This is a genomic window from Adlercreutzia sp. ZJ176 (genome assembly GCF_011038975.1).
Classification (GTDB): Bacteria; Actinomycetota; Coriobacteriia; order Coriobacteriales; family Eggerthellaceae; genus CAAEEV01.
This window is the reverse complement of the sequence record NZ_JAAKEC010000008.1, coordinates 69,199-92,929: the sequence shown is the minus strand read 5'-3', so window position 1 is coordinate 92,929 and position 23,731 is coordinate 69,199. Positions and strand designations below refer to the sequence as shown.

22 protein-coding genes are annotated in these 23,731 nt (G+C 64.0%); 14 read left to right on the top strand and 8 right to left on the bottom strand.

Going from position 1 to position 23,731, the window contains the following annotated elements; translation table 11 throughout:
• Nucleotides 1-35 precede the first annotated feature (35 nt).
• The 5 genes from G7Y50_RS05725 to G7Y50_RS05705 all read left to right on the top strand — a co-directional run bounded on the left by G7Y50_RS05725 (nt 36) and on the right by G7Y50_RS05705 (nt 4,992).
• On the top strand, nt 36-2,402 hold the full coding sequence (locus tag G7Y50_RS05725) for a molybdopterin-dependent oxidoreductase (RefSeq protein ID WP_165055255.1): 2,367 nt from the start codon (nt 36-38) through the stop codon (nt 2,400-2,402).
• Entirely contained in the window at nt 2,374-2,730 is a 357-nt protein-coding gene (locus tag G7Y50_RS05720) for a 4Fe-4S dicluster domain-containing protein (protein ID WP_165055257.1), read from the top strand. Before G7Y50_RS05725 ends, G7Y50_RS05720 begins: the two co-directional genes overlap by 29 nt.
• 28 nt (nt 2,731-2,758) lie before the next feature.
• Nucleotides 2,759-2,956, top strand: coding sequence for a hypothetical protein (locus G7Y50_RS05715; RefSeq protein WP_165055225.1), 198 nt, complete (start codon nt 2,759-2,761; stop codon nt 2,954-2,956).
• A gap of 76 nt (nt 2,957-3,032) precedes the next feature.
• On the top strand, nt 3,033-4,436 hold the full coding sequence (locus G7Y50_RS05710) for an MFS transporter (RefSeq protein WP_165055259.1): 1,404 nt from the start codon (nt 3,033-3,035) through the stop codon (nt 4,434-4,436).
• A gap of 241 nt (nt 4,437-4,677) precedes the next feature.
• Nucleotides 4,678-4,992 (top strand): hypothetical protein, encoded by a 315-nt coding sequence (locus G7Y50_RS05705; RefSeq protein WP_165055261.1) that lies wholly within the window; start codon nt 4,678-4,680, stop codon nt 4,990-4,992.
• Nucleotides 4,993-5,009: 17 nt separating this feature from the next.
• On the opposite strand, the gene G7Y50_RS05700 is transcribed toward G7Y50_RS05705, so the two are convergent.
• Both G7Y50_RS05700 and G7Y50_RS05695 read right to left on the bottom strand, forming a co-directional pair.
• On the bottom strand, nt 5,010-5,327 hold the full coding sequence (locus G7Y50_RS05700) for a hypothetical protein (protein ID WP_165055262.1): 318 nt from the start codon (nt 5,325-5,327) through the stop codon (nt 5,010-5,012).
• A 138-nt stretch (nt 5,328-5,465) separates the two neighbouring features.
• Nucleotides 5,466-6,737, bottom strand: a complete 1,272-nt coding sequence (locus G7Y50_RS05695; RefSeq protein ID WP_165055264.1) for an MFS transporter — start codon at nt 6,735-6,737, stop codon at nt 5,466-5,468.
• Between the two features lie 262 nt (nt 6,738-6,999).
• Between G7Y50_RS05695 and rimI the strand changes: the two genes are divergently transcribed.
• Nucleotides 7,000-8,322, top strand: coding sequence for a ribosomal protein S18-alanine N-acetyltransferase (gene rimI, locus G7Y50_RS05690; RefSeq protein ID WP_165055266.1), 1,323 nt, complete (start codon nt 7,000-7,002; stop codon nt 8,320-8,322).
• Here rimI and G7Y50_RS05685 read toward each other — a convergent pair.
• Nucleotides 8,317-8,538: a hypothetical protein gene (locus tag G7Y50_RS05685; RefSeq protein WP_165055268.1), complete on the bottom strand. Its 222-nt coding sequence runs from the start codon at nt 8,536-8,538 to the stop codon at nt 8,317-8,319. The genes rimI and G7Y50_RS05685 overlap by 6 nt on opposite strands.
• 289 nt (nt 8,539-8,827) lie before the next feature.
• Here G7Y50_RS05685 and G7Y50_RS05680 point away from each other — a divergent pair, with 289 nt between their 5' ends.
• The 4 genes from G7Y50_RS05680 (at nt 8,828) to G7Y50_RS05665 (ending at nt 12,300) form a co-directional block, all read left to right on the top strand.
• On the top strand, nt 8,828-10,759 hold the full coding sequence (locus G7Y50_RS05680; RefSeq protein ID WP_165056966.1) for a response regulator transcription factor: 1,932 nt from the start codon (nt 8,828-8,830) through the stop codon (nt 10,757-10,759).
• Nucleotides 10,760-10,871: 112 nt separating this feature from the next.
• Nucleotides 10,872-11,591: a hypothetical protein gene (locus G7Y50_RS05675; protein WP_165055272.1), complete on the top strand. Its 720-nt coding sequence runs from the start codon at nt 10,872-10,874 to the stop codon at nt 11,589-11,591.
• Between the two features lie 135 nt (nt 11,592-11,726).
• Nucleotides 11,727-12,002, top strand: a complete 276-nt coding sequence (locus tag G7Y50_RS05670; protein WP_165055274.1) for a type II toxin-antitoxin system Phd/YefM family antitoxin — start codon at nt 11,727-11,729, stop codon at nt 12,000-12,002.
• The gene (locus G7Y50_RS05665) at nt 11,977-12,300 is read left to right on the top strand and encodes a type II toxin-antitoxin system RelE/ParE family toxin (RefSeq protein WP_165055276.1); all 324 of its coding nucleotides are present in this window, start codon (nt 11,977-11,979) and stop codon (nt 12,298-12,300) included. The genes G7Y50_RS05670 and G7Y50_RS05665 overlap by 26 nt, the downstream gene beginning before the upstream one ends.
• 120 nt (nt 12,301-12,420) lie before the next feature.
• On the opposite strand, the gene G7Y50_RS05660 is transcribed toward G7Y50_RS05665, so the two are convergent.
• From G7Y50_RS05660 to G7Y50_RS05645, 4 genes are all read right to left on the bottom strand, one after another.
• Nucleotides 12,421-13,530 (bottom strand): LCP family protein, encoded by a 1,110-nt coding sequence (locus tag G7Y50_RS05660; RefSeq protein ID WP_165055278.1) that lies wholly within the window; start codon nt 13,528-13,530, stop codon nt 12,421-12,423.
• Nucleotides 13,531-13,541: 11 nt separating this feature from the next.
• Nucleotides 13,542-14,690, bottom strand: coding sequence for an LCP family protein (locus G7Y50_RS05655; RefSeq protein WP_165055282.1), 1,149 nt, complete (start codon nt 14,688-14,690; stop codon nt 13,542-13,544).
• The gene (locus G7Y50_RS05650) at nt 14,671-15,456 is read right to left on the bottom strand and encodes a class B sortase (protein WP_165055284.1); all 786 of its coding nucleotides are present in this window, start codon (nt 15,454-15,456) and stop codon (nt 14,671-14,673) included. Before G7Y50_RS05650 ends, G7Y50_RS05655 begins: the two co-directional genes overlap by 20 nt.
• Nucleotides 15,457-15,632: 176 nt before the next feature.
• On the bottom strand, nt 15,633-16,355 hold the full coding sequence (locus G7Y50_RS05645) for a hypothetical protein (RefSeq protein ID WP_165055286.1): 723 nt from the start codon (nt 16,353-16,355) through the stop codon (nt 15,633-15,635).
• A gap of 310 nt (nt 16,356-16,665) precedes the next feature.
• Between G7Y50_RS05645 and truA the strand changes: the two genes are divergently transcribed.
• The 4 genes from truA (at nt 16,666) to G7Y50_RS05625 (ending at nt 21,637) form a co-directional block, all read left to right on the top strand.
• Nucleotides 16,666-17,454 carry a tRNA pseudouridine(38-40) synthase TruA gene (truA, locus tag G7Y50_RS05640; RefSeq protein WP_165055288.1) on the top strand — a complete coding sequence of 263 codons (789 nt, stop codon included), beginning with the start codon at nt 16,666-16,668 and terminating at the stop codon, nt 17,452-17,454.
• Nucleotides 17,454-17,741, top strand: a complete 288-nt coding sequence (locus G7Y50_RS05635) for a hypothetical protein (protein ID WP_165055227.1) — start codon at nt 17,454-17,456, stop codon at nt 17,739-17,741. Before truA ends, G7Y50_RS05635 begins: the two co-directional genes overlap by 1 nt.
• Nucleotides 17,742-17,911: 170 nt before the next feature.
• The gene (gene arsS / locus G7Y50_RS05630; RefSeq protein ID WP_165055290.1) at nt 17,912-19,948 is read left to right on the top strand and encodes an arsenosugar biosynthesis radical SAM (seleno)protein ArsS; all 2,037 of its coding nucleotides are present in this window, start codon (nt 17,912-17,914) and stop codon (nt 19,946-19,948) included.
• A gap of 159 nt (nt 19,949-20,107) precedes the next feature.
• Nucleotides 20,108-21,637: a sodium:solute symporter gene (locus tag G7Y50_RS05625; protein ID WP_165055293.1), complete on the top strand. Its 1,530-nt coding sequence runs from the start codon at nt 20,108-20,110 to the stop codon at nt 21,635-21,637.
• On the opposite strand, the gene asnB is transcribed toward G7Y50_RS05625, so the two are convergent.
• Nucleotides 21,580-23,562 carry an asparagine synthase (glutamine-hydrolyzing) gene (asnB, locus tag G7Y50_RS05620; protein WP_165055295.1) on the bottom strand — a complete coding sequence of 661 codons (1,983 nt, stop codon included), beginning with the start codon at nt 23,560-23,562 and terminating at the stop codon, nt 21,580-21,582. The two genes, G7Y50_RS05625 and asnB, sit on opposite strands and share 58 nt — an antisense overlap.
• Nucleotides 23,563-23,731: the final 169 nt, after the last annotated feature.

Genomic DNA, 23,731 nt, shown 5'->3' with positions numbered 1-23,731 from the left:
GTCAGCTGAATCTCTTTAGAAAGGGGGGTTTGCTCATGATCAACGAATACAACAAAGATCTGTACAAAGATGATTGGCGTTGGTTTGAAGATGGTTATGAGGTGACGCGTACCTCGGTCTGGACGGGCCCTGGTTGTCACAACGGCTGCGGCGTTCTCACGTACGTCAAGGACGGAAAGCTCGAGAAGATTGAGGGTGACCCCAACTTCGGGTACAGCCAGGGTCGTCTCTGCCTTCGCTGCCTGAACATGGTGGAGAACATCTACAACAACGATCGCCTGAAGTGGCCTCTCCTCCGCGATGGCGAAAAGGGCGAGAACAAGTGGAAGCGCATCACGTGGGAGGAAGCCTTCAACTGGCTGGAGGAAACCTACGCGAAGGTGTGCGACACCATCAAGAACGAGTACGGCGGAATCGGGCCTGAGGGCATCGTCGCCCTGTCCGGCACGGGCCGCAACGCCATGTGGCACGGCGCCATGTGCCTGCGCGCCGTCTTCGGCTCTCCGAACATGGCCTTCGGCTTCTTGTCCGCAGACTCGTGCTACCAGCCCCGCATGACCGCCAACCTGATGAAGGACGGCGACTGCTGGATCCTGGACGCGGCACAGCTGCATCCCGATCGCTACGAGAACAAGGACTGGAAGTGCCCCGAGGTCGTCATCGTCTGGGGCAACGAGCCTCTGGCCTCGAACGGCGACGGCTTCATGGGCCACTGGCTCATCGACCTCATGCGCATGGGCACTAAGTTCATCGTGGTTGACCCGGCGCTCACCTGGCTGGCCTCCAAGGCCGACATCTGGCTGCAGGTGCGCCCCGGCACCGACTGCGCGCTGGCCATGGGCATGCTCAACGTCATCATCAACGAGGACCTCTACGACCACGACTTCGTCGAAAACTGGACGTACGGCTTCGATGACCTGGTGGAGCGCGTCCAAGAGTACCCGACCGACAAGGTGGCCGAGATCTGCTGGGTTGAGGAGCAGACCATCATCGACGCGTCCCGCATGTTCGCGGCGGCCAAGCCCGGCGCCATCCAGTGGGGCCTCGCCATCGACATGCAGATCGCTGCCATGGAGGCTTCGTTCGCCATCTCCGACATCACGGCGCTGTGCGGCAACCTCGACGTTCCCGGCGGCAACGTGCTCGTCCGCTACGCGTACAACTCCTCCAAGAAGTACGGCTGCGGCCTCGAGTTCATCTCCCAGGACATGCTCGACCGCCGCATCGGCACCAAGCAGTCGCCCATCCACAACGCGGGCTACACCCCGTTCATCCCGCCCGACCTGCTGCTGGAGGCCATGGAGACCGGCGTGCCCTACATGCCTCAGCTCATGTGGGTCCACGGCACCAACCCGATCGCCAACATGGGCGGCGACGCCCCGCGCATCTACCGCGCGTGGAAGAACGTCCCCTACACGGTCGTGGTCGACTACTACCTGACCCCGACGGCCGTCGCCTTCGCCGACCTGGTGCTCCCCGTCGCCATGTCCGTCGAGCGCGACTCCTTCCGCTCCTGGTGGCAGCCGCTGCGCACCATCACGGCCTCCGCTGACCGCTACTACGAGTGCATGATGGACGAGGAGCTCGTCTTCTACCTGGGCAAGCGCTTCAACCCGGACTTCTTCGGCCAGTTCGAGACCGTCCGCGACTTCCTGACCTACATGATCCAGGACGACGGCAATGGCGTCGACTACACCTTCGAGGAGCTCACCCACAAGGTGTACGACTGGTGGGACTTCAACGAGACCTACGAGAAGTACAAGAAGGGCCTGCTGCGCGAGGACGGCAACCCCGGCTTCGTGACCGCGACCGGCCTGTACGAGCTCTCCTCGCCGCTGTTCGACGTGTGGGGCTTCGATCCGCTGCCTCATCACATGGAGCCCTACGAGTCGCCTTACCGCACCCCCGAGCTCTACGAGCAGTACCCCTACATCTACACCTCGGGCCACCGCCACATCGGCCTGTTCCACTCCGAGCATCGCCAGCTGCCGACCATGCGCGAGGTCCATCCGACCGCCATCGCCGACATCTCGCCGGAGATCGCCAAGGAGCAGGGCATCAAAGAAGGCGACTGGGTCTGGTTCGAGAACCGCCGCGGCAAGTGCAAGCAGCAGGCGCACATCGCCCCGGGCCTCATGCCGAACCTCGTGCGCGCCCGCCACGGCTGGTGGTTCCCCGAGCGCGAGGCTGCCGAGCCCAGCCTGTACGGCGTGTTCGACTGCAACGCCAACAACCTGACGACCATGGGCGTCTACGGCCCGACGCACTACGGCGCTCCCTACAAGAGTTCGCTGTGCAAGTGCTACAAGGTCACGCCCGAGAACGATTGCTCGCCGAGCGAGATTGTCACACGAGGAGGAGGTTTCGGAGGCTATGACTACACCCGTTTCGAAGGAGACTAGCGAGTACGGTCTGCTTATCGACTATGAGTTCTGCACCAACTGCCACACCTGCGAGGTGGCGTGCAAGAAGGAGCATGACCTGCCCGTCGGCCAGTTCGGCATCAGGACGCTCGAGTACGGCCCGGTGAAGAACATCAACGGCGACTGGGAGTGGACCTACCTGCCGCTTCCCACCGAGCTGTGCGATCTGTGCGCCGAGCGCACCGCGAAGGGCAAGCTGCCCACCTGCGTACACCACTGCCAGTCGGGAATCATGTACTGGGGCCCCAAGGAGGAGCTGGCAGCCAAGTTGGCGGAAAAGCCCAAGATGGTGCTTTTCTCGATATAGTTCGTCTCGTCCGAGGAGGTAGACAGCAATGTCTAAGCAGGAAAAGGGCGGCTTCCGTCCGCCGCCGCTGGGGAAGATTCTGTGGAAGTGCGCTGAGTGCGACACGTTCAACGCCGCCGCTGCCGAGGTGTGCAAGAAGTGCGGGGCCGCCAAGGTCATCGACGACACCATCGCGGGCGCAACTTTCAAGCCCATCACAGACGAAGAGCGTCATCTGAGGGATTAGGCTCTGGTCTTGGGAGGGGAACCGCCTGCTTGGCAGAAGGGGTTCTCCTCCCTTTACGTTTCTAAGGAGGGGTTATATGGGTTCCACCGCGGCAAGCCCGGGAAAGTTCACCATTTCCCAGGCCATTGACTCGCTCGGAGTCAGCAAGTTCACCATCTCTATTCTGTTCTTAGTCGGCATCGCCATGATGTTCGACGGCTACGACTACATGATCATCTCTTACACCAACACGCAGATCATGCAGGATTTCTTCGGTCCGGAAGGCAATGACGCACTGAAGGGTGCCTTGTCCTCCTGGTCGACTATCGGCATCGTCATCGGCTCGTTCGCAGCCGGTCCGCTGTCCGACAACTTCGGGCGCAAGAGGGTGCTGACCGTCGGCACGTTCATGTACGGCCTGTTCACCATCCCGTGCATCTTCGCGCCGAACTACACGGTCTTCGCGGCGTTTCGCGTCATCGCCGGCCTGTTCCTGGGCGTCTGCACGCCTATCGTCACCACGATGTTCACGGAGTTCACTCCCACCAAGCAGCGCTCGTTCTTCATCACGTTCGGCATGGCGTGGATGATCGTCGGCTGGGTCATGGCGGCGCTCGTCGGCACGATCGTCGTCCAGATCACCACGTGGCACGTGTGCTACGCCATCGGCGCCTTGCCCGTGCTCTACGCGTTCGCCTTCGGCAAGTTCACGCCGGAGTCGGCTCACTGGTACGCCGTCCACGGCAACCCCCAGGGCGCCGTCGACACGCTCGAGCGCATCCAGAAGCGCGCCGGCAAGGCCATGCCGTATGAGCTGAAGGCCGAGAACATCATCATCCCGCCGGTCGCCGGCAAGTCGAGCCCGGTCGAGGTGTGGAGGGGCCGCTACCTCAAGACCACCATCGCCCTGGTCATCATCTACTTCGCAGGCAACTTCAGCATCTACGGCGTGAACGCGTGGCTGCCCGCCCTCATGCTCGAGGCGACCGGCGGCGTGGTCACCACGTCCTACATGCTGGCCATGGCCCAGAACGCCGCCTCTGTCGTGGCGAACTGCACGACGGGCTTCGTGTCCGAGGCCGTGGGGCGCAAGCGCAACCTCATGTTCGGCTACGCGCTCTCGGTGGCCGCCTGCATCATCACGGGCTTCGTGGTCACCATGCCCGCGGCAACCAGCTTCTGGCCGTACCTCATCTCGTTCGTCTTCATGGGCTTCTCGCTGAACTACGCCATCACCGCAGCTCAGCCGATGATGTCCGAGTCCTACCCGACCGAGTTCCGCAACTCCGGCGTGGCCACCATCGTGGCGCTCGGCAAGTCCGCCGGCATCTTCTCGCCCATCATCCTGGGCGGCTTGAAGGCGGCAGGCTGGGCGTTCTCCCCGCTGATCATGCTGCTCGCCGTTCCCATGGGATGCGGTTTTCTGGCAGGGTTCTTGCTGCCGAAGGGCGCTAAGGGTATGAACATCGATGACATCGCCGTCGATGCGAAGAACGCCTAAGGTTTGCGGCCTTCGACGCGCCGAAGCCTGAGGCTGCGTTGCCTGCTTCGGCACGCGAGGCCTTTGCGCAGAGGTGCCGCCAGCCGCGTCCCCCGAAAGGACGCGCTGGCGGCACCTTGCCGTTGCTTGCTTTCGACTGTGCTGCTGGGATGCGGGCGCCTGAAGCGCCCGGCGAGGATTGCGCCGGCAGACGCTTCAGGCGCCTTTGGGGGCCTGACGTGATAAGGACAGGGGGAATCTTATGTCGAAGAAGGCCAAGACGCAGAGGGCTCGTCAGAGGCGCCGAGAGGCGCTGGAGTCTGACGCCATCGTGTGCCCGTTCTGCGGGCGCATGTCAAAGTCAAGGAGCCGCTGCACCGTGTGCAACACGCTGTTCGACAAGGAGGTCTTGAGCGTGGCCAGCACCGTGGAGACCGACTCGCGCTCTGATTGGGTGGGGCCGCTGCCGACGAAGTGGGCGAAGCGCCTGCTGTGGGTTGTCATGATCCTGCTCGTCTGCGCGTTCGTCATCGTCACGGAGGTGACGGGCCAGGGCCTCAGCACCATGGGCAAGTAGCGGACCTTCGTGGCTCCCTAGTTCTTGCAGAAGGTCTTGATGTCCTCGTCGGTGATGCCGAGGCTCTGCTTCAGGTACTTGATGCGGTTTCCCGACTTGGTGAACTTCATGCTGGCTGACCCGCCTTGGATGGCGAGGCCTATGGAGGCGAACATGACCAGCGCCCGCACGATCATGTTCTCGCTTGCGCGCGAGAGGGCGAAGATCGAGGCAGCGATGACGATGACGGCCATGGCGAAGGCGCATACGCAGATGAGTATATTGGCACGTCGGGAGTCGCGCAGCTGCGCGATCTCGGCCAGTGCTTCCTCCCGGCGCTGGCGCTTCTTGCTCATTGTCGTGCTCCTTCCGCACGTCTGCTTGGCGAGGCGTTGCGTCAAGCAACGGTGAGGGGCGACCACCAGGGGGATTGAGCCGCCCCTCACCGTTGCTGCTGGGATGCTCCAGCAGCAACGGTGGTACATAGCGGGATGCTAGCTGCGCGCCTCATGCGCGGCGAGCTTCCCTTCGAGCATCTTCATGTCGGCGCTCCACCTCTTGGAGAAGGGGATGACGTCGAGCACGGCGATGACCGAGAGCGCGGCCATGACCGCGAACACGCCCAGGCGATTGGCGCCACCGCCGACGGCGCTCTGCGCAACGACGTTCAAGAGCGAGCCGAACACGATGGCGAAGTTCGCCAGCGACAGGTTCAGCGGGTACTCTTTCGCGCCGAAGCGCTGGCGGGCGAATGCCGAGGCGACCACGGGGACGCCGCCGTAGCAGAAGCCGCAGCAGAACGCGCCGACGATGTAGAGCACTGAGATGTCGGTGACGAACGCGCCGATGATGCAGACGGTCGCCGCCACGGCCACCAGGCCGTCGATGAGCATGGTGACCTTCACGTTGGTCTTGTCGTATATCATGCCGACGATCACGCGGCCCACGCCGTTGAAGGTGGAGACGAAGCCGACCAGCAGCGTGGCGAACGCCGCGTCGAGGCCGACCATCTGGGCGTCAGATGCGCAGTTTCCGATGGTGGCCAGGCCGATGGCGATGACGATGACGGCCCAGATCCAGTAGAGGTAGAACGTCGGGGTCTTGAGCGCCTTGTCCTCCTCGCCGGGATCGTATCCCGCGCCGGCCGCCTTCTCGGGCGCCATCAGCTCAACGACGTTGGCGGGCGGCCGCTGCAGGACGAGTGACAGCACGACGACGATGACGGCGGTGATGGCCCCCAGCGCGATCAGCACGGTGCCGAGGCCCACCGTCGCGGCGATGTTGACGGACAGCGTGCCGAAGATGAGCGAGCTGAGGCCGAAGCCCATCATGAGCACGCCGGAGGAGAAGCCCACCTTGTCGGGGAACCACACGTTGGTGGTGGCGATGACCGTGTTGTAGCCTATGCCCACGCCCAAGCCGCCGCACACGCCGTAGAACCCGTAGACGGCCCCGATGCTGCCGTAGCCGAGCAGGCCCGTGCCCGCAAAGCCGACGAGGAACATGGTGGCTGACACGACGAGCGTGCCACGCACGCCGAGCCTGCCCTCTATCTGCGATCCGATGACGGCGCCGACGCAGAACGCGATCATCATGATGTTGAAGGTGAGCCCCACGGCGTCCTTCTCAAGCCCGAACGTGGCGCACAGGGGCGCGGCGAACATGGAGAACGCGTAGATGAGGCCCAGAAACAGCAGCGAGAGCGTCGAGAGGACGAGGTAGACGGCCCTCTTGCGCTTGATCTGGGCTACAGCTTGGTCTTGCATATGGTTCCTTCCTCGTACGGCAGAGCGCGTCTGCGCGCGTGCGCGGCGCAAAAGGCCGTGCGGGTTGTGCGGCGGGCAGCACGCGGCGCAGGGCGCAGGTGAGCCCGCGCTCTTTTCCCCTGACATTGTGGGGCTTCTGCGCGCGGGTGAATATGGTCGCGCGTACCATATGGGCTCTGTTTCATACTCGCCGCGCTAGGGTGAGCACTTGGCGGGAGCGTAAGTTCTCACGGGTGCAGCGTCGGCATGAGAGGGGAACGGGATGGCGGTGTCTTGGAATGCGCGGCAGATGTCGCTCGTCGCGCAGGCTGACTTTGCGGATGAGTGCGCGCAGCTTGCTGACGTCGGCTTCCCCTTCGTCGAGCAGGCGCGCGTGCTCGACGTGGGGTGCTTTGACGGGGAGGCGACCGTTGCGCGCTTCGCCCCGTTCTCCAACGTGTCGGAGGTGGTGGGCATCGACCCGCTTCCCGACGCCGTTCTCGCGGCGCGTGAGCGCGCGCATGACGGGCGCTTCTCGTTTCGCTGCGCTTCGCTTGACGAATACGAGGGCGCGCCGGGATCGTTCGACCTGGTGTGCTTCTACCACTCCCTGCAGCACGTGCCTGACGCGGCCGCAGCCGCGGCGCGCGCCTTCGAGCTTCTGCGGCCCGGCGGCTGGGTGGTGGCGAAGACGGCAGACGACGAGGCGAAGCTGTCCTACCCTGACCCCGATCACCTGATGAGGCGCGTGATGGCCCTGTATGACCAGCGCATGCGATCCCAAATTCCCCATACGCGCCACACCGACCGCCATAACGGGCAGAAGTGCGCGACGATCCTGGGCCGGGCGGGGTTCTCTGACGTGCGGGTGCGGGTGCGCACGGCGAGCACAGCAGGGCTCGACGAGCAGGCGCGCGCCGCCCTCTTCGAGCGCTGCACGTACTTCCGCCGCGGCTCGCACGTCGCGTGCGAAAGCCTGCGCGCCGAGATGGCCGACCTGCTCGAGCAGTGGCGGCTTCTGTTCAAGCGAGACGACTACTTCTTCCTCACGTCGACGTTCTACGTGGCGGGGCGCAAGCCTGGCGCTGCGCCACGCGCATCGGGGCTTTTGCGCGAGGAGCGCCAGGACGGTCTGACCGTGCGAGCCATGGGGAAGGAAGACCTCTGCGCGGTCGTGGAGATCGAGATGTCATCGTTTGACGACCCCTGGTCCCCGACGGCCCTCCTCGCCGAGCTTGACCACAACCCGCGCGCCTGCTATGCGGTCGCGCTCGACGGAGGCGCGGTGGCGGGCTATGTGGGCTGGTGGGACCTGCCTGAGCAGGGCGTGGCCTCCATCACCAAGATAGCCGTGTCGCGCACGGCGCGGCGTTGCGGCGTGGGGAGGGCGCTCATGGCGTACGCCGCGCGATGTGCGCGCCGCGCGGGCGAGGTGGCCGCCCAGCTTGAGGTGCGCGCCTCGAACGCGGCGGCGCGGGCGTTCTACCAGCGCATGGGGTTTCAGGAGGTTGGCGTGAGGACAGGGTATTACGTCGAACCCCCGACGGCAGGCGGCTCGGCTTCGGGCTCGGTCGACGACGCCGTCATCATGGCCTTGAGCCTATGAGGGCGTTTCGCGCGGGGGCGTGTTCTTCTCGCAGACGCGGTAGGCTCCCTCGCCCAGGTTGTGGCTCGCGCTCTTGCCGCAGGGGTAGGCGCACATAAGGCCGCTGAAGCCGCAGCGCACGACGGAGGGGCGAACATCCTGGTTCAGATCCTCGCCGCACTTCTTGCACGCAAGCTGCGCGCCTGCGACTATGTCCCGCTTGTCGAAGATGGTCACCGTGCCGCACCGAGGACACGTCCCTGATTTTTTGGGTGCAGGTTGGCATCTTCCGCAAAAGGGGTTGCACACCCAGCATCCGCCCGCCATAATTCCTCCTCATACCGCGCTTGCCGAAAGCAGCATCCTGTTGGTGAAAGTAGCATGCTGTGGCTGGTTCCGCGTAGAGTTTGAGGTATGAATCGGATGCCATTTAGTACTTCAAGCTGTAGGTTTGACCGCGAAGTAACTGCTACGCTTCAACAACCACGTGTCTACGTGGGGGAGTGCATACAGGGGGATGCTTGCTTTGCTGACGACTACTTCGGATAGCTTCTTGAGCCTTGCCTTGAGCACGTCGACTGTCCGCGTGCTGAAGCAGCTGGGGTTTAAGGCCCTTCTGGGCTGGCATTACATCGTGCTGTTCTCCCCTTTGCTCATAAGCGCGCCTGAGCTGGTGCAAGACGCGTTCTTCGGGCGGCAGATGGTGCTCTACTTCACGCTCGCCGCTTCGTTCGGGCTGCTGGCGCTCGTCGATCGGCGGGCTACCAACGCGCGGGGGTTCTTCACCTCCCCGAAGCTCATCGCGTTCGTGACGGTGCTCGCGTGCCTTGCGACGGCGCTCTCGGGCACGCTTCTGGACACCAGCCTTCCGGTGCGCATGGCGACCGTCGTCTGCCTCGGCGTGAGCGAGGCGCTCCTCATGTTCGTGTGGCTGCACTACTTCGCGCGGCTCGCCATCTTGCATCCCTTCCGCACGCTTGCGCTTGACATGATCGGCGGCGGCCTCGTCGCGCTTTTAGTGGGCAGCCTGGTGCCTCCGGCCAACATGGTGGTGGCCGCGTGCCTTCCCCTGGTGGCGTCGCTTTCCTTCGCCGCGCATCGCGGCAAGTTCAAGCAGCTGCGGGAGCAGGCTTCGAGCGAGGCGGCGACGAAGCCGCGTGCCCGGTGGAACCTGCACGAGAAGACCACGCAGCGGTTCACGCTCAAGCGCATCGTTCCCACGGTCGTCTTCGCCTTCGTATTCGGGCTGGTTCAAGGCGGGTTTGCCGCCAACGGCATGATGCTGCTCATGGCGAGCAACGCGGTGGTGTTCGTCGGCATCATCGTGGCCGGCATCATCGTCATCTTAGTTCCCGAGCGCCCGTGCACGCATGCCGACATCGACATGATGCACCGGTTCGCGCTGATGTTCTTCGTATTCGGCGTCGTGGGGCTCGCCCTCGTGGGCGTGGTGAGCGACGAGGTGTCGGCAGTCACCGCGGGAGGGATTCTCATCATAGCCGAGATCGCCATCCTCGCCGGATTCAACCTTTTCGACTTCGGCGGGCTCATCCAGGGGATCAGCCTGGTGAGGCGCTTTGAGACGGGGTTCGGGCTGTTCATCGACAGCGGCCGCGTGTCGGTGTACCTGAGCCTGGGCTTGGGCCTGTGCGCGGGTTACTTCGTCGTGTCCGCCATGCCGGGAGGCAGCTTCGGCCTGGCGCTGCTCTTCGTGTGCGGCATGGCCATCATCCTCTTGGTGGCGACGGCGCTCGTCCCGTCGTTCAACCAGGACGGCTACGCCGACTTGGTCGCGCAGACCGCGCCGGCCTCTGGCTTGTCGGGGTCTTCTGCGGGCGAGCCGCTGAGCGAGGATGCGCTGGACCTGTTGTGCAGCACGTGCTCGGCTTCCGGCTCGTGCGTCATCAGGTCGGCGCTCTCCACGTCGCTGATCGGCGGCGCGGAGGCGAGCAAGCCAGGCGAAGCGAAGGGGAAGCGCGGCGCGGGCGATCCCGCTGCCTTGGTGCCCGCGGCGGGCGCAAGGGCGCCTGCGAGCGAAAGGGTGCCTGCGGACGCATCGGCTGCGGCGGGCGCGTCGTCTGTGGCGGGTGCGGGCGATCCTGCTGAGGCGCCTGGCGAGCGCAAGACGACGCCAGGTGCGAAGGGCTCTTCTGGCAAGCAGGCTGCGTCTGCGGCGTCTGCGCCGAAGCGCTCGCGGTCGAACGTGTCGCGCGACGAGCGGCGCCCGTGGCGCACCGCGTGTCAGGAGATCGCCGATCTGTACCGCCTGTCGCCTCGTGAGCAGGAGATCTTCTTCCTCATCGCCAAGGGGCGCAACGCCGAGTACGTCCAAAAGGAGCTCGTGATATCCATCCACACCGCCAAGACGCACATTGCGAACATCTACCACAAGCTTGGCGTGCATTCGGTTCAGGAAATGCTCACCTTGATCGACGCGTTCCTCGATAAGCAGAAGTAGCAAAGGAACGCACGGTCCTCGGTGATCATGTCAGCGCCGCAACGCGGCGTTACGTCAGTGCGGCTCGTTGCCGCAACCGCAAGAGGGGAATCCCTTGAACCAAGGAGGACGTATGTCAGAAAACGAGAAGCTACCGCAGATTGACTTGAGCTGGTTCTCTCTGGAGGAGATGAGCCCGGTCTCCATCACCTTGCCGCCTGCTCCCGCGTTCGGCGAGGAGGACGTTGACGCGCAGCTGTTCGGCTATGTCGCGCGGGCTGAGAAGGGGTCGGGCATCCATGCCATCTCCGACCTCGACGACAACTGGGTGAAGGCGCATTTTCCCGACTTGAGCTCGATCGCCGAGCTGCGCGAGGCCATCAAGGCGGATTTGGCCCGGGAGCACGCCTGCAACGTGGGCAACCTCAAGTTCAGCCGCTGTGCCGACGCGTTGGTGGAGCGGCTGGAGGGCGAGGTTCCCGCAGGCGTCCTGGCGGCGTACGCCAAGGCGTCGCGCGGCAGCTATGCCGCGCGCCTCGCGTCGGCGGGCCTGAGCAAGCAGGAGTACATGCAGCAGGAGGACCTGTCGGAGTCGCAGTTCGAGGCGAAGCTCGTCGAGGATGTGAAGTTCCAGATCAAGCTGAGCGCTGCGCTTGACCTCATCGCGAGGGAGAGCGGGGACGCGGTGGCTGACGAGGATCTGACGGCGTATCTGAGCGTTGAGGACCCCGACACGTTTCTGCAGGAAGCGCGCGACAAGGGCAAGCTCGAGGAAGCGCGCGCCGCGGCTTTGCGCGTGAAGACCATGCGCGGCATCGTCGACGGCGCGCAGGTTGAAGAAGCTGAGGAGTAGCGACATTCGCGCGAGTGCATTTACAACCACCCTGCCAAATGGACAACAGGCTCTGTTTCCGCCGTTTAGGACATTCGAAGCCGATCGTGATAAAATTCGGATAACATCTGGTAAATTCGAGCAAGGGGCGAAGCGATGAACATACGGCCGGTATCTGACTTGCGAAACCATTACCCTGACGTCGAGCGAGACGTTGTCGAGAGCGGCCCGGTCTTTCTGACGAAGAACGGATACGGCTCGATGGTCGTCATGAGCATCGAGCAGTTCGAGCATATAAACGGCACCGTGGAGTCGGCGCTCGACGCCTCTGATCTCCAGGCTGCTACGACGAATTTGCGCTACACGCACGAAGAGGTCTTCAGCTCGATCAGGGAGGGGCTTTGCGATGAGCGCCGCGCCGCAGCGCTATAGGCTGCAGTACCTGCCGCTGTTCTGGGACGACCTCAACGCGGCGGTTTCGTACCTCAAGTATGTTCTGCGGGCGCCTGAGGCGGCCGAGCGCTTCGTCGACGCAGTTGAGGCGGGCATCCTCGCTCATCTGGAGAACCCGACGATCGCCCTCGTCTACAAGACGACCCGGGAGCGACCTCTGCCGTACTATTGGTTCGAGGTGGGCAGCTACATGGTGTTCTACGTGGTGTTTGACGACGTGATGGAGGTTCGCCGCTTGATCTACGGCGCGCGTGACCTCACGCGGATGCTTCCCTGATCCCATTTTAGGTTCTCGAAGCCCGTCTGACGAAGTGCGCAACGAACCAAAGAAGCCCCGTTGTCTGTCAGTTGATGAAAGGAGGCGCCGACGGAGCCGCGTCGGCGCCTCTGCTTTCTGCTATTCGACCGGCTCGTAGTACACATCGAGGACAGTCTGGTAGAGCGCGTCGCGGTCGATGATGTACTGCTCCCACTCGCTCTCGTCATTGAAAGTCATCTCGCCCTCAAGGGTGATGAGGTTGATGGTGCCGATGCCGTGCTCGGTGAGCACCGATGCTAGGTAGGCGAATTCCGACGCCTCGAGGTTCGTGGTTGAGTATTCGGCGGCGGTGTTGTACAAGTCGGTGATCACGGAGGGATTGCTCTTGGCGGCCTCGAGTGCCTGGCTGGCGAACGCCCGCACGAACTGCTGCTCACGTGCCTGCCGGGCAAGCGGAGAGTTCATCTCGTGCATGTCGCGATAGCGCACGTACCAGGCTGCGGTGCCGCCTGTCCAGTTGACGTCCTCGCTGTCGAACACGATTTGCTCGCCGCCATCGGCGCCGTGCAGCGTCACCACGTCACCCTTCTTGATGTCGGTGTAGGGGATGTCCTCGAGTGCCTCTACCTCCACGCCGCCTATGGCGTCGGTGAGCGCGTCGAACCCCGAGATGCTGATCGTGTAGTAGTGCTCGATGGGGATGTTGTAGAGCAGGCGCGAGACGGTGGTGCACATGAGCTCGCCGCCCTCCTCATCATCCTCTCCGAGGGCGTAGGCAAGGCAGATCTGCATGCGCTTAGTGCCGCGAAAGTCCCCGCCGTGCTGCAGGTTGACGTCAACCATGCTGTTGCGCGGGATGGCGATGCAGGCGGCCTCACCGGTCTCGGTGTCGAGCGCCACCACCATGGTGGCGTCAGCCTGCCCGTTGAAGCCGTCGAGGTGCTCGCCTCCGTTCTCAAAGTCGCTTCCGATGACGCATATGGACGCCATGTTGTCTTTCAGGCGGTAGGTGACGCCCTGGTGCTCCACGGTCTTCGCGTCACCGGTGTCAGCCTTGACGAGGCTGCCCTTGCCGGCGTTGAGGAAGGAGGCGAAGGCGATGGCGGCAAGGGCGATGACAGCGATGGCAGCGAGGATGACGCCGATCACGATGCGCTTTCGTTTGCCCGCTCTGAGCGACTCCTGGGACGTGTAGCGATGCTCTTCTTGAGGTGCGACGTCTTCCTGCGCGTCTCCAGGCAATCTCATGGTTTCGTCGCTCATAGTTTCTCGCTCTCGTGAGGCTCTCCGACGGGCGTGTAGTACACGTCGAGGACAGTCTGGTAGACGGCGTCCTTGTCAAGGATGAACTGCTCCCAGAAGCTTTCCTCGTTGTGGACGGGTTCGCCCTTCAGATCCGTGAGACTCAAGGATTCTATGCCGCTTCCGGCGACGATCGAGGCGAGGTAGCTGAACTCCGCGGTGCCGAGGTTGGTGGTGGAGTATTCAGACATGGCGTTGAAGAGGTTGACGAGCGCGGCGGGGTCGCTCTTCGCCGTTGTGAGGGCCTGCGACGCCAATGCCGTTACGAATTGCTGCTGGCGCGCCTGGCGGTCGAGCGCTGTACCGTACCTGCTCTCGTCGCGCCACCAAACGTAGTCTAGCGCCTCGCTTCCGCGGAGCGTCACCGTTTCTCCCTCATGAATGCTCGTGTCGGGGATGGTTTGCAGTGCCTCCACGGTGACGCCGCCGACAGCGTCAGCGAGCGATGCGATGCCTGACATGCTCATGGTGTAGTAGTAGGTGAGCGGGATGTTGTAGAGGACGCGCGAGACGGCCGTGCACACGAGCTCGCTGCTCTCCTCGTCGGTTGCGCCATATGCATAGGCGAGACAGATCTGCATGCGGCTCGTGTCATGGAACTCCTTGGTGTCGGAATAGTTGCGATTGACCTCGACCATCGAGTCGCGGGGGATGGAGATGCCCGTGGCTTTGCCCGTCTCGGTGTCGAGCGCTATTACCATGATGACGTCAGCTTGCCCGTTGTATCCCTCGGCAGGCGTAGTGCTCTCCTGGTCGTTTCCGATGATGCAGATGGAGGTGACGTTCTCGTTGAGCTGATACGTCTGTCCATTGTGGGTGACGGTCTTGCCGGAGTTTTGCGAGACGGTCCTTTCGCTCGTCTTGACGTTCGCGACCCCTTGGAGGAGGCTGCTCTTCCCGGCGTTGACAAGGCACGCTGCTGTTGTGCTGACGACGGCGATAATGAGGATGACGACAATGCCGACTACGCGTGCCGCACGTTTGATCTTACGTGTGTGTTGCGTTGTGCGCTGCGCGCTGAATTGGGACAGCGGTTGCTTGACAGCGGGCCCTACATGTCGCGCGCACGACGCCTTATCGTCAGGGCTACTCGGTTGACTGCTCATTGACCAAGACTCCCGTGACGAGGTAGCGCGCCGCGTCGTTGGCGGGGCGCGTGCAGGTGCTCAGTTGGATGATGGAGTCCTCGCCTGCGACGAGTTGCTCGCCCTCGCGTACGTTCTTCACCATCGAGTCGGGGTTGACCACATAGTCGTAGTATTCCTGGACGACGGCGGGGTCGCTGAAGTCGAACGAGTTCATGATGTGGCGGTTGTCGTACTCGTAGGCGGACGCGATCTCGTAGGTGAGGATCTGCGTGGGCGTGTAGATGTAGAAGTTCGGATGGCTGTCGAAGAACTCAGCGTCCTCGAAGTTGTGCAGCGTTCCGAACATCTTGTCGCGCCATGATTGGTTTACCTCGAACGTGTGCCCGTAGAGGACGGTGACCGGATCGGTGAAGTCAGTGCTGTTGATCGACTGCGAGTAGATGGCGCCGAGCTCTGACTCGTTGCCGTGGACATCGTGGACGAGGTAGTAGTTGTCGGCGATGCGGTTCTGCAACACGGGCAGGTTGACCTCGGTGCCGGGGATGTAGATCCATGCGCACACGTCGGAGTTCTCTTCCTGCAAGGCGGCGAAGTCGATGGGGTTCTTGTCGGAGGGGAGAGCGGGCAGGTCGTTGGCATCGAGCGAGTCGATGCTCGGGCCTTGGACGCTGGCGGGGGAGCATCCCGCCAGGCAGAGGGCGAGCGTTGCCGTGAGGGCGAGGACGGCCGCGAGGTGCGCAACATACTTTTTCGGTGTTGCGGGGGAAAGGGGCGATATGGTCATGATGAGTCTCCTTTGCAGTTCAAGGCATACTGCCTTCTTGCTGCTTGAGGGGGGGGTGACGAAGCTCAGGGCAAGGCGGCTTCGTCGCTCAGGCGGCAAGAAACCAGTACGTAAAAGAGAGGCCCGCTCGCGCAAGCCTCTCTTTCAGCTGATCTCCGATGAGGAAAGGTCGGCTCTTAGAGCGCATCGCCCGTCTTCGGGGATTCTGCTTTGTTGTCGGTAGCGACAGCCTTGGCAACCTGAGGAGCCACGTCGCCGCCGTAGTTGTGCGCCGCATTGTACTTGTCAGCAGCAGCCTGGTCGAACGTCTCGGCAGTCAGGCCGAACGTGATAGTGGACAGGTTGCCCATGGTGAACGTGACTCGTCCACTCGGGTCGATGGGGAGACAGAACGACTCGGGGGCGCTGCCGTCGCCGTGCTCGACGTAGGCATAGCAGGTATAGCCCGTGGCATCCACGCCAGCAACCCAAGCGACGGTGACGAGGTCCTTGCCCGCCTTGAAGTCCTTGGAGGTAACCTCAAAAGACTGCACCTTGGTGTAATCCTTGGTGTTGTCGAAGTTGGAGGCCTTCTCGTCGGTCTTCACGACCTCGATGTCCTCGGCGCCCTTGGCCGTGACCTTAGCATTGAAGTAGTTGCCTTCGTCGTCATAGCCCCAGCTGACTCCTATGGCACCTTCGAGCTTCGGGGAATACCAAGAGGTTTTATGCTCGCCCGGCTCAGGCTTGTAATTGTCGGGACCTTGGTTGTCGTCCGGGCTGGTACCCTGGGCGGCGCTGGGGTTCATCTCTGCGCTAATGTTACCGCCGGCGTTCGCCGGGTCGGCAGCGAACGCCAAGGCCGGCATGGCCAGCGCGAGCATGGCGGCGCAGGCGATTGCGACAAACTTCTTACGCATGCGTTTCCTTCTTTCTCCTAGGTTTTCTTGTGCATGCACGAAAACGTACGCGTGAAGTTTACGCCTGAAAGTTGGAGCGGCTCAAGGGCCGAGAATGCTTCATTTTTGCCCTGCGACGAAACGATGAGTTTTTCGTCATGTAGGTCGCTACTCGGATACGATATATGCAGATTTTGTGAATCACCTGATGGGAGGCGGGCTTGTTCGGTCACTGTGCGGGCTCGGTGAATAATCATTCCAATCGCGCCGAAAGTGCGGAGAAGCCTGGCGCGGTATCTTCTTCGCCTGCCCGTTCGCTACAATACCCACCATGGACGCTAATGCTACATACTTACATGACCTCACGCTCTCGTGCACGGTGGCGTATGACGGGGCGCCGTTCTGCGGGTTCGCGCGGCAGCCGGGGCAACTCACGGTGCAGGGCGAGCTCGAGCACGCGCTCGAGCTGCTGTTCCGCCGCGAGGTCCCCACGACGTGCGCGGGGCGCACCGACGCGGGCGTGCACGCGCGCGCCCAGGTGGTGAGCTTCGACGTCGACGTGCCCGAGCTGCGTGACCGCACGCTGCACAGCCTGCGTCGCTCGATGAACGCGCTCACGCACGAGGGCATCGTCGTGCGCGCGGTCGAGGAGCGCCCGCGCGGCTTCTCGGCGCGCTTCGACGCCGTCGCGCGCGAGTACCGCTACCACATCTGCACGGGCGACGTGCCGCCCATCTTCATGCGCAGCTTCTCGTGGCACATCCCCGCGCCGCTCGACGTGGGGGCCATGGAAGCTGCCGCCGCGCACCTCATCGGCGAGCACGACTTCAAGAGCTTCTGCATGGCGGCGAGCGCTGTGGGCAAGCCCACGTGCCGCAACGTGAGCGAGATCTCGTTTGCGCGCGAGCGCGTGATGGGGGAGGACGTGCTCGTCATCACGGTGGTGGGGAACGCGTTTCTGCACTCCATGGTGCGCACCATCGTGGGCACGCTCGTGATGGTGGGTCGCGGGCAGCGCGATCCCGGCTGGGTGCGCGAGGTGCTCGCGGCGCGCGATCGCACGGCGGCGGGCGAGAACGTGCCGGCACAGGGCCTCGTGTTCTGGCAGGTGAGGTACTGATGGCTTCGCACGGCGGCGGGCGCGAGCACGGCGGCGGGCGCGAGCGCACGGCGGCGGGCGAACATGCGCGCGGATCGCGGGCAGGCGGCGCGGGCAGCCGGCCGCGCAGGGTGCGTCCCGAGGGCGCGCCGGCGTCGCAGGGCTCTGCCAGGCGCCCCGGCACACGCGATCGCTTGGCGCTCCCCGCGGCGTTCAGCATGCTCTACGAGAGCCATGACGGCCGCCTGTGCCTCTTCGAGGACAAAGACGGCCACCTGACCTCCGTCGACGCCTCGAAGCTCGCTTAGGGAAGGACAACCGCCTCGAGGCGCGGCACTCGCACAAGAGAGGGGGCTGGACGTGAGGGCGGTCCTTGTCAGCCCTTTCTTTTTTCACAGGGTCATTTTTTACTGGACACAATCAAATAATAGTTATAATCTTCATCTTAACGAATCACGGGGAATGCAAGGAGGATGGCGTGTCGTCGTGCGCAGCTCATGGGGTCAAGCGTCGCTTGTTCAAGGATGCAGGGCGAGCATGTCCTGTCGACTACCGCATCGCATCTGACGCCTTTGCCGGCGTGCCTCAGGTGCGCTGCGAGGTGCTCTACGTAGTAGGCGGCTTGTACGGCAACCCCTTTGCGCTCGATGCCATCGACGCGCTCGTAGAGGCCGAGGGTCAGAATACGCTCGTGGTCCTCAATGGGGACGTGCATTGGTTCGACAAGACGGCCGAGAACTTCGCCGCCGTCGAGCGGAGGATCGAGCGCTACGTGCCGCTTGTGGGCAACGTGGAAGCTGAGCTGCGCCGTCAGGTTGACGTGGGCGTGGGATGCGGTTGCGCCTATCCTGAGTGCACGTCCGACGAGTCGGTGAGCCGCTCGAACCGTATCCACAAGATGCTTTCGATTGCCGTCGACGCGCATCCTGAGCTCAAGGAGCCGCTTGAGGGCCGCCCTGCCGTCATGGCCGTTGACGTGGCGGGCTTCAAGGTGGGCATCACGCACGGCGACGAGAAGCTCATCGGCGGGTGGGGCTGCTCGCGCGAATCGCTGCAGGACATCATGCGCCAAGACGAGATCGACCGATTCATGGCCGACAACGGCATCGACGTGCTTGCCACCACGCACACGTGCGCACCCGCGGCCGTGGCCCTCGCTCGCGGCTGCGTCATCAACAACGGGGCGGCTGGTCTGCCCAACTTCGCGGGCCAGCGCTACGGATTGGCGATCCGCATAGCCGAGACGCCGCATGATGACGCGCTGTTCGGCTGCGAGCTTGACGGGCTCTTCGTGCAGGCTGTGCCCGTGCGCTACGATCACGACGCCTTTCTCGCCTGGTTCGACAACCTGTGGGACGAGCTTTCGCCGGCAGCCGTGTCGTACCGCGACCGCATCGTGGACGGGCCGGACGACCGCCTGGCCGACGCGCTGCTCGGTGGGTTCGCGCCGGGGCCGACGGCGCGTCGCGAAGCGCGTGAGCGGGCGGATGTTCGCGGCGAGGGCGTGCCGCGGGCTACGCAGCGCGACGTGGCTCGCGCCTTGGCGAAGCTCCTCTACTTCGAGGACATGGTCGACGACCCAGCATGCCTCTTTACGGTCGCCGAGCCCTCCACGCTGCAGCTCAACGTCACGGCGCGCTGCAACCTGGCGTGTGCCCACTGCCACGTGGGGTCGGGTCCGTCGCGCACGGAGGCCATGGGCCGTGCTGTCCTGGAGGCGGCTCTCAAGGTGGCGCGTGACCACGCCGTTGACGCCATCGACATAACGGGCGGCGCTCCCGAGATGCACCCTGACATCGCATGGCTCTTGCGCGAGGCGGTAAAGGCGGCTCCGCACGTCATGGTGCGCTCGAACCTCGTCATCCTGCAGGACCCCGCCTACGCTCCGCTGCTTGACCTGTACGCCGAGCTCGGAGTCGAGGTGGTGGCGTCGCTGCCCAACGTGTTCTCCGCCCAGGCTGACATGCAGCGCGGCAGACGCGTCTACGACGCCACGCTCGAGGTGCTGGGTGCGCTCAACGCGCGCGGGTACGGATGTGACGGCGACCATGTGCTCAGCGTGGTGTTCAACCCTCAGGAACCCGTGCTGCCGCCTGCTCAGGCCGACCTCGAGGCGTTGTACCGCCGCCGCCTCACTGAGCTCGGCCTCTCCTTCGACAACTTGTTTGCGGTGGCGAACAACCCCATCGGCCGCTATGGCGCGAGCCTCATTGACGCGGGGTCGTTCGACAACTACCTCGACCTGCTCATCGACAGCTTCAACGCCGACACGTGCCCGAACATGATGTGTCGTCACCAGCTCTCCATTGGCTGGGACGGGCGCGTCTACGACTGCGACTTCAACCAAGCGCTCGGCCTGGAGGCGACCGACGCGGCGGGCGCGCCTCTGACCGTGTTCGACTACGCTGCGAACCCGGCGCGCTCCCTTGCGCGCCCCATCGCGTTTGGCAACCACTGCTACGCCTGCACGGCTGGATTCGGATCGAGCTGCGGCGGCACGCTCGTCCAAGGGTAGAGAGGCGCTGCCCTGCGGCTTGTCCTCGTCTTCGCTCGGCGGCCTCAAGAGTTTCTTGCCCTGTTCTTCAATTTATACTATAGACATAGTATAGTAATAGATATACTCTTATAAGGGCACTAGTCAATACTTGTCTTTCGAGAGGAAGGGGCATTGCGCATGGACGGCTCTACCGGCATCCTCTTCTGGGGATTCCTCGTCGTATACGGCATTGTCATGTACGTCATCTCGCCGAAGACCGTGTCGGTCGGCGGCTTCTTTCGCGGAGAGGATCGCGCTGGCCGCGACGCGAACCCGTGGATGATCACGGCGTCGATCTTCATCGCGTGGATCTTTGCCAAGTCGGTCACCAACGCGGCGAACATGGGCGCGAGCTTCGGCATCGTCGGCGGCATCGGGTACGCGGTCTACTGGCTGTGCATCCCGCTCACGGGCTGGGCGCTCTACCGCCTGCGCCGCAAGTTCGGGGCGACGGGCCTCGTGAGCTTCCTCACCGAGCACTACGGCGTGGCGGCTGCGTTCTGCTTCTCCGCAGCCATTCTCGTGCGCCTGTTCAACGAGGTGTGGTCGAACACGTCGGTCGTGGGCGCGTATTACGGCTCGTCAGGGTCGGCGCCGTTTGTCATCGCCGCCATCTTGTTCACGTTCATCACGGTGGCCTACTGCTGTCGCGGCGGCATGCGCGGCTCCCTCATCACTGACGTGGTGCAGGCGGTCCTCTTCGCGGTGCTGCTCATCGGCGTCTTGGTGATGGTCGTCCCCATGGACCCGCTCGGCGACTACGTCACGAGCGGCGTGTGGTCGCTCGAGGGAGGTGTCGACTTCATCATCGGCGCTGGCTTGCAGTGCCTCTCCTACGGCTTCCATGACGCCGTGCTCACCGACCGCGGGTTCCTCTGCGAGGAGAAGAAGATGCTCAAGAGCTTTACGGTGGCGGGCCTGCTCGGCTTCGTGGCCATCGTGCTCTTCTCTCTCATCGGCGTTCACGCCTACCTCAACGGCATCTCCACCGCCGGCTCGAGCGCTCCGGTCGTCGTGTCGCAGTCCCTCGGCATCATGGCCTTCTTCGCCATGGCGGTCATCATGATCTCCACCGCGGGCTCCACGCTCGACTCCACGTTCACGGCGCTCGGCAAGCTCACCGCGCGTGACTTGCCCGGCATCCTGGGATACGAGCCCAAGAACGTGCGCCTCATCGGCATCGTGTTCATGCTGGCGTTCGCCGTCATCGGTAATCTGCCCATGATCATGGGCGCCGACATCATCACGGCGACCACCATATCAGGCACCATGATCATGGGCCTCGGCCCCATCTTCTTGCTGCATGGCGTGGTGAAGCCGACGAAGCTCGGCTTTCATCTGGCGTTTTGGATCGGCATGGTGCTCGGCGTTGTGGATACGGTGAGCGCATCGTCGCTTGCGTTCATGAACATCGGCACGGGCGCCTACGCGAATTTCCTCGGCGTGAACTTCTGGGGTGCCATCCTGTGCTGGATCGGCTACGTGGTCCCGGGCTTGGCGGCGCAGGCGGCCGAGAAGCGCGCGGGCGTCGAGCCGACCTGGAAGGGCCTCTCGAAGGAGGAGCTCGCTGCGCGCGACGCAGAGATGGCGAGCAGGGAGCGTGCGCTTCGCTACCGCACAGCCTGCGCGGCCTCCTCGGCGCTGCCCACGTGCGCCTCGCCGAAGTAGATCTCGTGCCACATGAGGAACATGTAGATGATCCAGATCTTGCGGCTGCGGTCGGCGCCGGCCCGGTGCTCGTCGAGGAGCTTCACAAGCTCGTCGACGTTGAAGAACCGCTGCGCGGTCTCGCCCGTGAACCACCCACGCACCAGGTTGTAGTAGCGCTCCTCGCGCAGCCAGCTCACCACGGGCACGGGGAACCCGAGCTTCTCCTTCTGCGCCCAGTCCTGGGGGATGGCGCATTCGGCGGCCTCGCGCAGCGTGAGCTTGGTCTGCTCGGCGTCAACTTTCAGGCGCGTGGGGATGGTGCGCGAGACGTTGAACACCTCCTTGTCCAGGAACGGCACGCGGCTCTCGAGCGAGTGGGCCATCGACATCTTGTCGGTCTTGAGCAGGATGTCGCCCACGAGCCAGAAGTACAGGTCGACGTACTGCATGCGCGTGGTCTCGTCGAGCCCGGCCGCCTCGGCGTACACGGGCGCGGTGAGCGCTTGGGGAGAGGGCCCGCTCACGGGGCGCTTGAGCAGCCGCGCGCGCTCCTCGGGCGTGAACGCCACGCCGTTGGCGTTGGTGTAGTACCAGTCCTCGCACGTCTCGCTCGCGCGCTCGAGGTAGTTCGCGCCGCGGACGTGAGCCGCGCGCATCACCTTCGACGCGCCGCGCAAAAGCCCCTTCGGCGCCCACGCTACCTTCTGGTTCGCGAAGGGCACCTGGTAGATGCGGTAGCCGCCGAAGAACTCGTCGGCGCCCTCGCCCGAGAGCACGGCCTTCACCTGCTTTGAGGCGATCTGGTCCACGAAGTACAGGGCCACGGCGCTCGGGTCGGCCGAGGGCTCGTCCATGTGCCATTGCACGGCGGGCAGGCTCGCCCAGTACTCCTCCTCGCCGATGTGCTTGCTCGCGTTCGCGATGCCGAGCTGGCCTGCCAGCTCGGCAGCCCAGCTGATCTCGTTGCGCTCGCCCTCGTATTCGGCGAACCCCACGGTGAACGTCTTGATCGCGGGGTTCTCCTTCGCGAGGCACGCCGCCATGTAGCTCGAGTCGATGCCGCTCGACAGGAAGCTGCCCACCTCCACGTCGGCCACGTTGTGGTAGCGCACGCTCTCGCGCATGGCGTCGTCGATGGCGCGCACCGTGTCCTCGCGGCTGCGTCCCTCGTCGAAGTCGTAGGTGGGGCGCCAGTAGCGCGTGGTCTCGAGGCGCCCGTCGGCGTGCACGCGCAGGCAGTGGGCGGGCGCGAGCTTGAAGATGCCCTTGAAGAACGTCTCGGGCAGCGCCGAGAACTGGAAGCACAGGTAGCTCTCGAGCGCCTCCTCGTTGAGCGCGCGGGTGTAGGCGGGGTGCTCCAGGATGCACTTGATCTCGCTGCCGAAGATGAACTGCGCGCCGCGGCTCGTGTGCTGCAGCGTGTAGTAGAACGGCTTGATGCCGAAGAAGTCACGCGCGCAGAAGAGCTCGCGCGTCTCGGCGTCCCAGATGGCGAAGGCGAACATGCCGCGCAGGCGGTTCAGGGCCGCCTCTCCCCAGGCGAGGTAGGCCACGAGCAGCACCTCGGTGTCGGAGTTGGTGGCGAACTCCCAGCCCTCCGCCTCGAGCTCGGCGCGCAGGTCGCGGTAGTTGTAGATCTCGCCGTTGAACACGATCGCGTGGCGGCCGCGCGCCATCCCGCGCGCTTCGCCCTGGATGAAGCTGCCGTCGGCGGCGAGGGCGGGGGAGGTCACCGCGCTTGCGTGCTCGCCGGTGGCGCGCACCATGGGCTGGTTGCCGCCCTCGAGGTCGATGAGCGAGAGGCGGCGGTGCCCGAGCGCGATGCCGTCGTCGAGGTACTGGCCCTCGCCGTCAGGCCCGCGATGCGCCATGACGTCGCACATCGCCTTCAGGGTGGGCAGATCTTCGGGCGTCGCGCCCGTGAAACCGCAGATACCGCACATAGCTTGCAAGCTCCTTCGCCGGGGCCCGCCCCAAGGCGGGCCTCTTGTCTTTTCGCAAGTCTCCATGATACCGCGCGCGGCCGCCGCTGCGGCGGCGCGTCATGCAATGCGCATAGGTTGGAGGGGTTTGCGCGCACGTTGCGCGTGGGTCGCGCCCCTGCCTGCGTTG